This window comes from Streptomyces sp. NPDC051020, assembly GCF_040683105.1.
Classification (GTDB): Bacteria; Actinomycetota; Actinomycetes; order Streptomycetales; family Streptomycetaceae; genus Streptomyces.
This window is the reverse complement of sequence record NZ_JBFBCG010000084.1, coordinates 13,908-28,123: the sequence shown is the minus strand read 5'-3', so window position 1 is coordinate 28,123 and position 14,216 is coordinate 13,908. Positions and strand designations below refer to the sequence as shown.

Below are 14,216 nucleotides of genomic sequence, written 5' to 3'. Positions count from 1 at the left end.
CATCCTCACGGTCCAGCGTCAGATCATCCGCGAAGTGCCGGTCACCGGTGGCGTCGGGCACATACTTCACACAGACAACGATCCTCAAGCTCACGCCGGCTCTCCTACCTGGGTGTGGGTCCTGAGATGACCCTATGGAACTCAGTACCCTCTGTAAAGGTACGTAGTGTCGAACGGCCGGTTTTGGTGTTAGGTTCCCGGCATGACCGAGGCGCGCAGACCAGTGAAGAAACCCCCCATGCGGGAGGTGCTCGCCGAAGCGGCGTTCCAGCTCTTCCTTGAACGGGGCTTCGAGCGGACCACCGTGGACGACATCGTTGCGCGGGCCGGGGTCGGACGGCGTTCGTTCTTCCGGTACTTCCCCTCCAAGGAGGACGTGGTCTTCCCCGACCACGAGCGCTGCCTCGCTGACATGACCGCGCTCCTGGAGGCGGCCGACGAGGGCGACCCGGTGAGCACGGTGTGCGATGCGGCCCGGCTCGTCCTGCGGATGTATGCGGCGAATCCGGAGTTCTCGGTCCAGCGCTATCACCTCACGCGGGAGGTTCCCGGCCTGCGCACCTACGAGTTGTCCGTGGTGCGCCGCTACGAACGGACGATGGCTGAATACCTGCGGGGCCGCTACGCCGGCACGCCGGACGGCCCGCTGCACGCCGAGGTGATCGCCGCTGCCGTGGTCGCCGCGCACAACAACGGCCTGCGCTCGTGGCTGCGTTCGGGTGGCGAGGGTGACGCCGAGGCCGCGGTGGACCACGCCCTCGGTGTCGTACAGGAAGTCTGGGGGGCGAAGGCCGCGGGCCCCGCAGGGCCGACCGCGGACGACGACGAGGTCGTCGTGGTGGTCGCCTCCAAGGGCACGCCGATGTGGCGTGTGGTGCAGAGGGTGGAGTCGGCTCTCGCCGAGGACTGAGCTGCTCTCATGCCCCTCCCGGCAAGCTGTGCCGGTCGCCTCAATCGAAGAGAAGGAACTCGGTGCCTTTACGTCTCGGCACTCAGTGCCATATGGTGCGCCTGCGTCCGTGTCGAGCCACGACGCTGACGCACCGAGCCGAGTTCAGGGGGTCGAGACGTGTCCCACTCCGTTTCAGCGATCGATGCCGCACCGACGGCGCAGGGTCAAACCGGACTGATCTATCAGCGCTGCCGCTGGTGCGGCACCGCGTCCTTCAGGCGGCTTCTGTGTCCTGTGTGCGCGTCGAGCGATCTGGATTCCGTACGCAGTGACGGCCTCGGCGTCGTCGTGCGGACCAGCGTGGTGCACCGTTACACGGAGGCAGCACGCAATGAGTCGCTCGTCCGGCTGCCCGAAGGGTTCGTGTTCCGGTGCCGTGTCGTGGGCCCCGCTCCGCACCTGGTGCACGTCGGTGCGCGGGTGCGCCCCGTGGCGGAAGTCGCCTCGGGGACGGGGGAGATCGTCCTCGAACTCTGCGACCCCGGTGTGTATGCCGAATGGCAGTAGACCGGTCCCCGAGGCAACTGGATGCCCCGGACCCGTACGGCGCCGAGGGCTGCTACCGCACAGGCGCTCGCGAACGCCACCGGCCCGCGCGGGAGCCTGAACGGGCTGCTCCGCTCGTGAATCGAATTCACCCTGAACCAGAGTCACTTGATCGGTGTGCTGGTCGAGGAGTTGGACCAGCTCCCGGAGTAGGAGAGCAAGGCGGCGCGTCAGGCGCAGCGGGACTGTCCGGCGCTGTGGGTCCGCCGGCTCGATGAGGTCCGGCCGGCTCTCGATGCGGCAGCGGCGAAGATCGTCGTGAACGCGATGCTCACCATGGACGGCAACGTGCCACGCACGGGGCGCATCGGCGAGCAGACGGACATCGTGGCCCGCCTCACGGATCTCGGTACGGCACTCTTTCTCGACGAGGGCCACCCGGCCGCGAAGTGAGCACGGCGGTTCACGGGACCATGTGCACCGCAAGCGATGCTCACGGAAGCCGAGTTGGGGACGCGTGACACCGACGGCACGGGGTGCCCCGGCGACGGTGACGCCCGTGCCGCCGGATGCCGGAGCGCGCACGGCAGCGAACGCCCCGGCCGCCCCTTGGTACCGCCGAGCCCATGGCTGATCCGGACGGGACACCGCGGCGGGTCAGCACACCCTGATGGGTGAATGTCACGCCAGGGCGGGCGCCGGGCAGCCCACGTCGGTCCCGTGGCTGGTTTGCTGCACCAGGAAACTGGCGCGACGCGCCGGGGGGACCTGCCGGCCGCCCCGGTGGGAGCGGCGCCCCGCCGGGTGCCGAGTCCGCCCGCGAAGGACCGATCGAAGGAGCGTCGTTGTGGCGACGATGGGCACAGCTGGGGCGGACGAGGCAGACGAGTCGTACGCGAACGAACTGCCGGTACGGAGCAAGGAACCGGGCAATGTGGTCGTCAGATGGATGACCACCACCGATCACAAGACGATCGGAACGTTGTACCTGGTTACCTCGTTCGCTTTCTTCGTCGTCGGCGGCGTGATGGCACTCATCATGCGCGCCGAACTGGCCCGCCCCGGCACGCAGATCGTCTCGAACGAGCAGTTCAACCAGTTGTTCACGATGCACGGCACGATCATGCTGCTGATGTTCGCGACGCCGCTGTTCGCCGGGTTCACGAACTGGATCATGCCGCTGCAGATCGGCGCGCCCGACGTGGCATTCCCGCGGCTGAACATGTTCGCGTACTGGCTGTACCTCTTCGGCTCGATCATCGCCGTGGCCGGCTTCCTGACTCCGGCAGGGGCGGCGGACTTCGGCTGGTTCGCCTACTCCCCGCTGACCGACGCGGTCCATTCGCCCAGCATCGGCAGCGACCTGTGGATCATGGGCCTGGCCTTCTCCGGATTCGGCACGATCCTCGGTTCGGTCAACTTCATCACCACGATCATCTGCCTGCGCGCACCGGGCATGACGATGTTCCGGATGCCGATCTTCGTGTGGAACGTGCTGCTGACCGCCGTGCTGGTCCTGCTGGCCTTCCCGGTGCTGGCAGCGGCCCTTCTGGTGCTGGAGGCGGACCGCAAGTTCGGGGCGCGTGTCTTCGAGGCGGCCAATGGCGGTGCGCTGCTCTGGCAGCACCTCTTCTGGTTCTTCGGCCATCCGGAGGTGTACATCATCGCGCTGCCGTTCTTCGGCATCGTCACCGAGATCCTCCCCGTCTTCAGCCGTAAGCCGGTCTTCGGCTACATCGGTCTGATCAGCGCCACCATCGCCATCGCGGGCCTGTCGATTACTGTGTGGGCGCACCACATGTTCGTCACCGGTGGTGTGCTGTTGCCGTTCTTTTCCTTCATGACGTTCCTCATCGCGGTACCGACCGGGGTGAAGTTCTTCAACTGGATCGGCACGATGTGGAAGGGATCGCTGTCCTTGGAGACACCGATGCTCTGGTCCATCGGCTTTCTGGTGACCTTCCTCTTCGGTGGTCTGACCGGCGTCATCCTGGCGTCGCCGCCTTTGGACTTCCACGTCTCGGACTCGTACTTCGTCGTCGCGCACTTCCACTACGTCGTCTTCGGCACCGTGGTCTTCGCGATGTTCGCCGGATTCCATTTCTGGTGGCCGAAGTTCACCGGCAAGATGTTGGACGAGCGGCTCGGCAAGATCACGTTCTGGACGCTGTTCGTGGGCTTCCACGGCACGTTCCTGGTGCAGCACTGGCTCGGCGCGGAGGGTATGCCGCGTCGTTACGCGGACTACCTCGCCGCCGACGGGTTCACCGCGCTGAACACCGTCTCGACGATCTCCTCGTTCCTCCTGGGACTGTCGATGCTGCCGTTCTTCTACAACGTGTGGAAGACCGCCAAGTACGGCAAGAAGATCGAGGTCGACGACCCGTGGGGCTACGGCCGTTCGCTGGAGTGGGCGACCTCCTGCCCGCCGCCGCGGCACAACTTCCTCACGCTGCCGCGGATCCGCTCCGAATCCCCGGCGTTCGATCTGCACCACCCCGCCGTACGCGCCCTCGGCGAGGCGCACAACCGCCCGCACACCACCCCGGGGGGTCCGGGGCAGGGCCCGGCGTGACGGAGCCTCGGTGAAAGGAGGACGAATGGACGACGACAAGGACAGCACCGCGCGCGGCCTGGCACAGATGGAGGGATACCTGCTGTGGAACGCCGAGGTCGAGGAGGCGCGCAGACGGGCTGCCCGGTTCACCGGCGAGCTGCCCTGGCTCACCACCGCCCAGTGTGAGGAAGTGGAACGCGTCTACACGGCGGACCGGGTTGCCGCATCCCGGGCGATGCTGTCCCGGATCGCGGACCGCGCCATCGAACTGCGCGGCGAGTACAACGACCGCTACCGCGCGCTCAGAGCACGCTGCGTCGTGACTGCTGTCGTCACCGCAGGCGTGGTCAGCGGCACGTGCACAGCCCTCACCCTGCTGACCCGCTGACTCCCCGCCGTCGTCCGTCCGCCGCCCTCAGCGGGCGAAGTCGGACGCGGTTCGTGAGGATGTGGGGTGATGGGCGCGTGTGACCGGGCAGGAGTACGGGCCACCGCGCAGACCCGAGAAGGGACGAACACCGTGGCACGACCCAGGATCCTCGTCGTCGGCGCCGGATTTGCCGGGGTCGAGTGCGTACGCCGTCTGGAGCGCGGACTCAACCTCGGCGAGGCGGACGTCGCGCTCGTCGCCCCGTTCTCTTACCAGCTCTACCTGCCGCTGCTGCCCCAGGTGGCCGCGGGCGTCCTCACCCCACAGTCCGTTGCGGTCTCGCTGCGCCGCAGCCGTCGGTACCGCACCCGGATCATCCCCGGCGGAGCGATCGGCGTGGACCCGAAGGCGAAGGTCTGCGTCATCCGCAAGATCACCGACGAGATCGTCGACGAACCGTACGACTACATCGTCCTCGCCCCCGGCAGCGTCACCCGTACGTTCGACATCCCGGGGCTGCTCGACAACGCCCGCGGCATGAAAACGCTGGCCGAGGCCGCGTACGTACGCGACCATGTGATCACCCAGCTCGACCTGGCGGACGCCAGCCACGACGAGGACGAACGGGCCTCCCGGCTGCAGTTCGTGGTGGTCGGCGGCGGCTACGCGGGCACCGAGACCGCGGCGTGTCTGCAGCGGCTCACCATGAACGCCGTCGGGCAATACCCCCGGCTCGACCCGAAGCTCATCAAGTGGCACCTGGTCGACATCGCCCCGAAGCTGATGCCCGAGCTGGGGGACAAGCTCGGACTCAGCGCCCTGGCAGTCCTGCGCGAGCGAGGCATCGAAGTGTCGCTCGGGGTCTCCGTCGCCGAAGCCGGACCGGACATGGTGACGCTCACCGACGGCCGCGTACTGCCCTGCCGCACACTGATCTGGACGGCCGGCGTCACCGCGAGCCCGCTGGTCGCCACCTTCGACGCCGAAACGGTACGAGGCCGGCTGGCAGTAACACCCGAGATGACCCTGCCGGGGTTCGACGGCGTCTTCGCGCTCGGTGACGCCGCCGCCGTGCCGGACCTCGTCAAGGGCGACGGAGCGGTCTGCCCGCCCACCGCGCAGCACGCCACGCGTCAGGGACGCAGGCTCGCCGACAACCTGATCGCGACTCTGCGCCACCAGCCGCTGAAGCCGTACGTCCACAGGGACCTCGGGCTCGTCGTGGACCTCGGCGGCAAGGACGCGGTCTCCAAGCCGCTCGGCATCGAGATGCACGGCATCGCCGCGCAGGCCGTGGCCCGTGGCTATCACTGGTCGGCGCTGCGCACCAATGTGGCCAAGGCCCGTGTCATGACCAACTGGATGCTCAACGCGATCGCCGGTGACGACTTCGTACGCACCGGATTCCAGGCCAGGCAACCCGCCACGTTGCGTGCCTTCGAGTACACGGACGCCTACCTCACGCCGGCGCAGGTCCGTGAGCACACGGCGTCGATGACCGCCCGCGGCTGATTCCGGATTCCTCAGCGGGTCCGGTCACATTGCTCCGGCGGCGCGTGTCATAGCACCGACGGACGGAGTTCCGTCGCAGTGACAGGCACCAGAACACGCGAGGCTCGCTGCTCCGCTGGAGCGGCGAGCCCGACCGCCGTCGCTCAGGCGTCAAGGATCCGCACATCCATCCGGCCGAGGTGATCGGCGTCGGCGAGGAGATCGATCGCGACGATCCTGCCGTCCTCGACGGCGAAGCCGAGGACCACCCGCGGCTTCCCACCTGAAGCCCAGACGGCGCCCGGAACACCGTTGATCAGCGCCGGCTGCGCCGCCTTGGCGTACCCCGAGAACGTGTCGGCGACTGCCTGGGCCCCGATGGCCGCAGCCGCGCCCGACAGGGTGGCCGCGGCGTCGACGCGCAGGACGATGTCCGGGTCGAGCAGGGCCGGGCCAACCGGACGGTGGCCCGGCCCTCCCCGTCGCGGGCGACCGGTCGACTCAGTCGTTGTCGTTGCCTTCGTGGCCCTCGGTCAGCGCCGGGTCGCGTTCCACCACCGGCTCCAGTACGTCGTCGATGGCCTTGAGGAGGTCCGCGTCGAACGTCACGCCCGCCGCCTTCGCGTTCTCCGTGACCTGCTCGGGCCGGGAAGCGCCGATGATCGCGGCGGAGACGTTGGAGTTCTGCAGCACCCAGGCGACGGCCAGCTGGGCAAGGCTCAGACCGGCTTCGTCGGCGAGCGGCCGCAGTTGCTGGACGCGCTCCAGGACGTCGTCGCGGAGCCACCCGGCGACGAAGTCCGCACCGCCCTTCTCATCGGTCGCCCGAGAGCCGGCCGGAGGCTGGGCCCCCGGCTTGTACTTGCCGGTCAGCACGCCCTGGGCGATCGGCGACCAGACGATCTGACCGACGCCGAGCTCCTCGGAGGTGGGCACCACTTCGGCCTCGATGACCCGCCACAGCGCCGAGTACTGCGGTTGGTTGGAGATGAACGGAACGTTCAGCTCGCGGGCCAGCCGGTGTCCGGCGCGCAGCTGGTCGGCCGTCCACTCGGAAACGCCGATGTAGAGGGCCTTGCCGGAGCGGACCACGTCGGCGAACGCCTCCATGGTCTCCTCCAATGGCGTGGAGTGGTCGTAGCGGTGGGCCTGGTACAGGTCCACGTAGTCGGTCTGCAGCCGGCGCAGGGAGTTGTCGATCGATTCGAGGATGTGCTTGCGTCCCAGACCGCGGTCGTTCTGCCCCGCGCCGGTCGGGAAGTAGACCTTGGTGAACACCTCGATGCTCTCGCGGCGCTGGTCCTTGAGCGCCCGGCCGAGGACGGCCTCGGCGCGGGTCTCGGCATAGACGTCCGCCGTGTCGAAGGTGGTGATTCCGGCGTCCATGGCGGCGTGGATGCAGGCGACGGCGGCGTCCTCCTCCACCTGGGAGCCGTGGGTGATCCAATTCCCGTAGGCGATCTCACTGATCGTCAGACCGCTGCGGCCGAGTCGGCGGAATTCCATGTGCCTGCTCTCCCTGTGCTGATACGTGAACACGTCATGCTATGCGGAGGGCTTCCGTTCCGCAGGCAAGGCTCAGGAAGCGGGGACGGTGCCGTGGATGCGGCGGAGGGATGTCGCGTTATCGGGTGCGGCCACCGGCGGTGGCGGAGTTGTTGTGGGCCCGGCAGAGCCGGGTCGGCGAGTCGACGGAGTGGGCCGGCCGCGCCCCGCGGGGCCGGTGTCGTGGCACGCGGTCCGGGCGCCGAGGTCCCGGTAGAACTGCACAGGTCCACCTGGCCCTCACCATGCACCGCACGGCCGGTGAGGGCCGGAGAACCGCGGATCAGCCGTTGCGCGCCTCGCCCCGGAACGCGGCGAGGATCTCCTCGGCGGCGAGTGTCGCCGTCAACTCACCGTCCCGCACGCGCTGTTCGAGAGCCGGCGTGAGGGTGCGGACCTTCGGATGGCTGCGCAGACTGTCCAACAGCTCGTCCCGCACCATCGTCCAGGTCCAGTCGACCTGCTGCTCGCGTCGCTTCGTGGCGAGCCGCCCCGTCGAGTCCTGCAGCGCACGGTGCTGCTCCAGCCGCTCCCACAACGTGTCGAGACCGGTCGACTCACGGGCGCTGCACGTCAGCACCGGGGGAGTCCACGCCGCGTCGGCCGGGTGCATCAGCCGCAGGGCGCCCGCCAGTTCACGGGCCGCCGCACGCGCGTCCCGCTCGTGCGGACCGTCGGCCTTGTTCACCGCGATGGCGTCCGCCAGCTCCAGGACCCCCTTCTTGATGCCCTGCAGCTGATCGCCGGTCCGGGCCAGCGTGAGCAGCAGAAACGTGTCGACCATCTGGGCCACGGCCGTCTCCGACTGGCCCACGCCGACCGTCTCCACCAGCACGACGTCGTAACCCGCGGCTTCCATCACCACGATGGACTCCCGGGTCGCCTTGGCCACCCCGCCCAGTGTCCCGGCGGTGGGAGAGGGGCGTACGAACGCCGCCTGATCGACCGCGAGCCGCTCCATCCTGGTCTTGTCGCCCAGGATGGAGCCGCCGGTGCGGCTGGAGGACGGATCGACCGCCAGCACTGCGACCCGGTGCCCGAGCCCGGTGAGCATCGTGCCGAGCGCGTCGATGAAAGTGGACTTCCCGACCCCGGGCACACCGCTGATGCCGATGCGCCGGGCGTTACCGGACTGCGGCAGCAGCTCGCGGAGCAACTGCTGGGCCAGTGCCCGGTGATCGGGGCGGGTGGACTCGACGAGAGTGATGGCGCGCGCGATGTGCGCCCGCTTCCCGTCGAGCACTCCCTTCACATAGCTGTCGATATCGATCGTCGGAGCCATCGGGTCAGCGGCTCACAGCTCATGGCCGAGCGCGGCACTGAGCCGCGTCACCAGATCGAAGGCGGCGTCGGGGATCACCGTGCCGGGCGGGAACACGGCGGTCGCACCCGCCTCGTGCAGCGCCTCGACGTCCTGCGGCGGGATCACCCCACCCACGACGATCATGATGTCGTCGCGGCCCTCGGCGGCCAGCTCCGCACGGAGCGCCGGCACGAGAGTGAGGTGCCCGGCCGCCAGCGAGGAGACACCCACGATGTGAACGTCCGCCTCGACCGCCTGCCGCGCCACCTCCGTCGGCGTCTGGAACAGCGGGCCGACGTCGACGTCGAAGCCCAGGTCGGCGAAGGCCGTGGAGATCACCTTCTGACCCCGGTCGTGGCCGTCCTGGCCCATCTTGGCGACCAGGATGCGCGGACGGCGCCCCTCCGCCTCCTCGAACCGGTCGACCAGCGTCCGGGTACGGTCCACGGAAGGTGACTCCCCAGCCTCGTTGCGGTACACACCGGAGATCGTACGGATCTGGCCCGCGTGCCTCCCGTACACCTTCTCCAGTGCGTCCGAGATCTCGCCGACCGTGGCCATCGCGCGGGCCGCGTCGACCGCGAGCGCCAGCAGATTGCCGTCGAGGCCTGGGCCGGGACCGCGCTCGGCAGCCGCCGTCAGTGCTCGCAGCGACGCTTGGCAGGCGCCCTCGTCGCGCTCCGCGCGCAGCCGCCGGAGCTTCTCGATCTGTTGCGATCGCACCGAGGAGTTGTCGACCTTGAGCACATCGATCTGCTCATCGGTCTCCACCCGGTACTTGTTGACCCCGATCACCGGCTGCCGCCCGGAGTCGATCCGGGCCTGCGTACGGGCCGCAGCCTCTTCGACCCGGAGCTTCGGGATGCCCGCGTCGATGGCCTGCGCCATCCCGCCCGCCGCCTCGACCTCCTCGATGTGCTGCCAGGCCCGTCGCGCCAGGTCGTACGTCAGCTTCTCCACGTACGCGCTGCCGCCCCACGGGTCGATGACCCGGCCGGTACCCGACTCCTGCTGCAGCAGCAACTGGGTGTTCCGGGCGATCCGCGCCGAGAAGTCCGTCGGCAGCGCGAGGGCCTCGTCGAGGGCGTTGGTGTGCAGCGACTGAGTGTGCCCCTGAGTGGCGGCCATCGCCTCCACACAGGTCCGCGTGACGTTGTTGAACACGTCCTGCGCCGTGAGCGACCATCCCGATGTCTGTGAATGGGTGCGCAGCGAAAGGGACTTGGCGTTCTTCGGCTCGAACTCCTTGACCAGCTTCGCCCAGAGCAGCCGGGCCGCCCGCAGCTTCGCGATCTCCATGAAGAAGTTCATGCCGATGGCCCAGAAGAAGGACAGCCGCGGTGCGAACGCGTCGACATCGAGACCGGCGTCCCGCCCGGCCCGCAGATACTCCACCCCGTCCGCGAGGGTGTACGCCAGCTCCAGATCGGCCGTCGCACCCGCTTCCTGGATGTGATAGCCGGAGATGGAGATCGAGTTGTAGCGCGGCATCTTCTGCGAGGTGTACGCGAAGATGTCGGAGATGATCCGCATCGAGGGCTTCGGCGGATAGATGTAGGTGTTACGGACCATGAACTCCTTGAGGATGTCGTTCTGAATGGTCCCGGCCAGCTTCTCGGGCGGTACGCCCTGCTCCTCGGCGGCCACGATGTACAGCGCGAGTACGGGGAGCACCGCGCCGTTCATCGTCATCGACACCGTCATACGGTCCAGCGGAATGCCGTCGAACAGCTGGCGCATGTCGTAGATCGAGTCGATTGCCACGCCCGCCATACCGACATCGCCGGTCACCCGCGGGTGGTCGCTGTCGTAGCCGCGGTGCGTCGGCAGGTCGAAGGCGACGGAGAGTCCCTTCTGCCCGGCCGCGAGATTGCGGCGGTAGAAGGCGTTGGACTCCTCGGCCGTGGAGAAGCCCGCGTACTGACGGATCGTCCAGGGCTGGTTGACGTACATCGTCGGGTAGGGACCGCGCAGATAGGGGGCCATACCCGGGTACGTGCCGAGGAAGTCGAGTCCTTCCAGGTCACGCCCGGTGTACAGCGGCTTGACCGAGATGCCCTCCGGCGTCTCCCACAGCAGATCGCCCTCGGGGTCGCCGGTGGACTCCTTCACCGCTGTGCGCCACTGGTCCTCGGACCCCTCGGCGCCGGTGCCCGGCCCGAGTTCGATGTCGGAGAAGTCGGGGATCCGCATTACGCCACACCCATACGGTCGAGAACGGAGGAGAGCACGGCCACCACATTGCAGCCCGCGAAGACGTACGCGTCGACATCGGGATACTCGGCGGGCCGGCCCGCGAGGAACACCTGCTGCGCACCGGCCGCGCGCAGCGCCGAGGCCACGGCACCGGCCTGCTCGGCGTAGAGCGCGTCGCTGGAACACAGCACCGCCACACCTGCCCCACAGGCGGCGAAGGCTCCGGCGGCCGTCGACGCGTCCACCGACACCGGGTCGTGCACGGGCTCGATCCCGCCCGCCTGGAACAGGTTGGCGGCGAACGTGGCCCGCGCGGTGTGCGCCGACACGGGCCCGAGCGCGGCGAGGAACACCCGTGGGCGGCTGCCCGTCGCCGCCAGATGGGCGTCCGACCGCGCGCGCAGCGCCTCGAACGCCTCGTCACGACGGACCACCGGCAGGCCGGCCGGCGCGCCACCGGTGCCGGGAGCGGTCTCTCGCTCCACCGGACGCTCCGCCAGCTGCGGGAACTCGCTGACCCCGGTGATCGGCTCCTTGCGCCGCGCCAGATCCTTGCTGCGTGCCGCCCAGGTGGCTGCCAGCCGCTCACCGACCAGACCGGATCCCAGCGCCGCGGCCTGGCCGCCCGCCCGCTCGATCTCCTGGAAGAACGCCCAGGCCGCGGCGGCGAGTTCGGTGGTCAGTCGCTCCACGTACCAGGAGCCGCCCGCCGGGTCGATGACCCGGGCCAGATGCGACTCCTCCAGCAGGATCGTCGACGTATTGCGGGCGATGCGCCGGGCGAACGCGTCCGGCAGACCCAGCGCGTGATCGAACGGCAGCACGGTGACGGAGTCGGCCCCGCCGACGCCTGCGCCCAGGCATGCCAGCGTCGTCCGGAGCATGTTCACCCACGGATCGCGACGCGTCATCATCACCGGCGACGTCACCACGTGCTGACGCTGCGCACCGGCGCCCGGAGCCCCGCACACCTCGGCCACCCGCGCCCACAGCCGACGTGCAGCCCGCAGCTTGGCGATGGTCAGGAATTGGTCGGCCGTCGCGGCGTACCGGAACTCCACCTGTGCGCAGGACGCCTCGACGGAGAGCCCCGCCCCGGTCAGCGCCCGCAGATAGGCCACACCCGTGGCCAGCGAACTGCCCAGTTCCTGGGCGGCCGAGCCACCGGCCTCGTGGTAAGGCAGCGCGTCCACCGTAAGAGCCCGCAGCCCGGGGTACTCCTGCGCGCACCGCTCCGCCCAGTGCACGGCGGACGTCAGATCCGGAGTATCGCCGCTGCGGGCCGCCTGCCCCAGCGGATCCGCGCCGAGACTGCCGCGCACCGATGCCGCGGCAACCCCGCGCGCCTGATACAGCCGCAGCAGTTCTGTTGCCGCGGCGTCGAGTTCACTGCCCGCGTCGAGCGCGAGGGGAGCCAGATCGAGGTAGACGCCGTCCAGTGCCCGCGCCAGACCGGACACCGGTACACCCGCGGTACCGCCGACGGTCAGCCACAGCGACGTGACACCGTTCTCCAGATCCGCGAGCACGGCCTCGTTGAGCCGGGCCGGATCCGTCAGGCTGTGCCGCTGCCTGACGTCCCAGCCGCCCACCGCGTTCCCCGCGGCCTTGCCGCCGCGGGTGAAGGGGGCGAAGCCCGGATATCCGGCATCGGGCGCGTCATCGCGCGAGGTGTAGAGAGGGCGGGTGATGAGCCCGTCCTCCACCGTGGTGGACAGCGCTTCCTCGGCGGCCGAACCCGCAACATCCTTGCCCGACTTGCGCAGCACACCTTCGACCAGGCTCTGCCACTGCTCATGGGCTGGATCAGGGAACTCGGCGGCCAACGAAAGCCCGTCAGCAGGCAGGACCGTCATGCCTGGATGCTAGGCGAAGGCTCAGATGAGCAGCAGGGGGACCGCCTGTGACCTTGCCCTCTCCCAACGCGCTTGATCCAGTACGGACAGTGGCGTACTCGGAGATCCGTCAAGACCTTGGTGTTTCCTCGACCCCTGCTGGCATGTGCTCCATGAGTCTGCCGCAAACATTGCATGTGCAAGAGCGTTCCGAATATCTTGTCGCACATACGGTCCAGCGCGATCGGGTGGGTGGTGCACGTCCGCTGAGGGGCTTGCCCGGTACAGCCTGCCGCGACGGGCAGCTGATCATCTCCGCCGGGACGTCGGACCCGGTCGCCGAGGTCACCCCCGAAACAGCCGCCGAACGGGGGCTCACCGCAGGTAACGGCGCGTGGACCGGTGTCGAGGCGGCCGAGGACACCTCCGTCGTTCTCTGCCCGTGGCGGCCGCAGAGGTCGTCGCTACGGGCAGATTGTCACAGTGCGGCACTAAATGACCGAAGTTATGCTGCTGGCATTCCATCCCTCAGGAGAGGAAACGCCCGTGGCTGTGGGACCAGTGGAGTACATCGTCGTCGCATTCCCCGGCAGTCATTTCACCGGGGCCATCGCGCCGGCGCTGGCGGAGGTGGTCGCCTCGAAGGCGGTGCGAATCCTCGACCTCACGTTTGTGTACCGCGCCGAGGACGGCACGCTCGACATGGTCGAACTGGAGGACCTCGACCCTGATGACCTGGTGTCCTTCGAGCCGGTCGAGGGAGTGGTCAGCGGCCTGCTGAACAGCGAGGACATCCGCGCCCTCGGGGAGAGTGTGCCCCGGGGCAGCTCCGCCGCGCTGATCGTGTGGGAGGACCTGTGGGCGGTACCGCTCACGGAGGCCGTTCGCGCCTCGGGTGGCCAGCTGGTGGCCCATGAGCGGATCCCGGCCGACGTCGCGGAAGCGGCCGTGGCCGCCGCCGGTTCCGCCGGCTGAACCCGCCCCGCCCGCCGACCGTCGTCATCGCTGCATCGCACTGGAAGGGGCGCACATCATGCCGATTTTCCGAGGGCCGGGCATGAACCGCCGCGGACCGGGACTGCTGGGCGCCGTGGCGCGCACCGCAGTCGTCGCCGGAACCGCATCGGCGGTCGGCGGACGGGTCCAGAGGCATCAGCAGGAGAAGTGGGGAGCCCAGGAGGCTGTCGCACAGCAACAGGTGGAGGAACAGCGGGCCGTGCAACAGCAACAGGCCATGCAGCAGCAGATGGCGCCGTCCGCGCCTGCGGCGGACGACCTCCTCGACCGACTGGAACGGCTGGCCGAGCTGAAGAAGCAAGGCGTTCTGACCGAAGCCGAGTTCGAGGCGCAGAAGGCGAAGATTCTGGCAGGCTGACCCGGCCGCCGCCCACAGCCCCGTTCCCGGCGTTTTCTATTGTCGATCTCCCGGCAGCCTGCGAGTTGATTCGGCCGAGCCGAATCAACTGATCAGCTGTGTCCGG

12 protein-coding genes and 1 pseudogene are annotated in these 14,216 nt (G+C 68.9%); 8 read left to right on the top strand and 5 right to left on the bottom strand.

The annotated features are described in order from the left end of the window. Positions 1-94: pseudogene (locus AB0N06_RS31660) on the bottom strand (electron transfer flavoprotein subunit beta); the annotation flags it as partial. A 108-nt stretch (positions 95-202) separates the two neighbouring features. Here AB0N06_RS31660 and AB0N06_RS31655 point away from each other — a divergent pair. From AB0N06_RS31655 to AB0N06_RS31630, 6 genes are all read left to right on the top strand, one after another. Continuing rightward, positions 203-910 carry a TetR family transcriptional regulator gene (locus AB0N06_RS31655; protein ID WP_366138134.1) on the top strand — a complete coding sequence of 236 codons (708 nt, stop codon included), beginning with the start codon at positions 203-205 and terminating at the stop codon, positions 908-910. A gap of 180 nt (positions 911-1,090) precedes the next feature. After that, positions 1,091-1,459, top strand: a complete 369-nt coding sequence (locus tag AB0N06_RS31650) for a zinc ribbon domain-containing protein (RefSeq protein ID WP_366138139.1) — start codon at positions 1,091-1,093, stop codon at positions 1,457-1,459. Between the two features lie 297 nt (positions 1,460-1,756). Further along, entirely contained in the window at positions 1,757-1,891 is a 135-nt protein-coding gene (locus AB0N06_RS31645) for a hypothetical protein (protein ID WP_366138133.1), read from the top strand. A 403-nt stretch (positions 1,892-2,294) separates the two neighbouring features. Continuing rightward, positions 2,295-4,013, top strand: coding sequence for a cytochrome c oxidase subunit I (gene ctaD / locus AB0N06_RS31640; protein ID WP_366138138.1), 1,719 nt, complete (start codon positions 2,295-2,297; stop codon positions 4,011-4,013). 25 nt (positions 4,014-4,038) lie between these two features. Beyond that, complete coding sequence (locus AB0N06_RS31635) at positions 4,039-4,383, top strand: hypothetical protein (RefSeq protein WP_366138132.1); 345 nt, start codon at positions 4,039-4,041, stop codon at positions 4,381-4,383. Positions 4,384-4,515: 132 nt separating this feature from the next. Further along, positions 4,516-5,877 carry an FAD-dependent oxidoreductase gene (locus AB0N06_RS31630; RefSeq protein WP_366138131.1) on the top strand — a complete coding sequence of 454 codons (1,362 nt, stop codon included), beginning with the start codon at positions 4,516-4,518 and terminating at the stop codon, positions 5,875-5,877. 480 nt (positions 5,878-6,357) lie between these two features. On the opposite strand, the gene AB0N06_RS31625 is transcribed toward AB0N06_RS31630, so the two are convergent. From AB0N06_RS31625 to mutA, 4 genes are all read right to left on the bottom strand, one after another. Further along, a complete protein-coding gene (locus AB0N06_RS31625; protein ID WP_366138130.1) occupies positions 6,358-7,362 on the bottom strand; it encodes an aldo/keto reductase family protein in 1,005 nt (334 codons plus the stop codon). Between the two features lie 322 nt (positions 7,363-7,684). Continuing rightward, complete coding sequence (gene meaB, locus AB0N06_RS31620) at positions 7,685-8,683, bottom strand: methylmalonyl Co-A mutase-associated GTPase MeaB (RefSeq protein ID WP_366138129.1); 999 nt, start codon at positions 8,681-8,683, stop codon at positions 7,685-7,687. Positions 8,684-8,695: 12 nt separating this feature from the next. Beyond that, positions 8,696-10,897 (bottom strand): methylmalonyl-CoA mutase, encoded by a 2,202-nt coding sequence (scpA, locus tag AB0N06_RS31615; RefSeq protein ID WP_366138128.1) that lies wholly within the window; start codon positions 10,895-10,897, stop codon positions 8,696-8,698. Next, the gene (gene mutA / locus AB0N06_RS31610) at positions 10,897-12,756 is read right to left on the bottom strand and encodes a methylmalonyl-CoA mutase small subunit (protein WP_366138127.1); all 1,860 of its coding nucleotides are present in this window, start codon (positions 12,754-12,756) and stop codon (positions 10,897-10,899) included. The genes scpA and mutA overlap by 1 nt, the downstream gene beginning before the upstream one ends. Before the next feature lie 525 nt (positions 12,757-13,281). Here mutA and AB0N06_RS31605 point away from each other — a divergent pair. Beyond that, positions 13,282-13,710, top strand: a complete 429-nt coding sequence (locus AB0N06_RS31605; protein WP_366138126.1) for a DUF6325 family protein — start codon at positions 13,282-13,284, stop codon at positions 13,708-13,710. 58 nt (positions 13,711-13,768) lie between these two features. Continuing rightward, a complete protein-coding gene (locus AB0N06_RS31600; RefSeq protein WP_366138125.1) occupies positions 13,769-14,110 on the top strand; it encodes an SHOCT domain-containing protein in 342 nt (113 codons plus the stop codon). Positions 14,111-14,216: the final 106 nt, after the last annotated feature.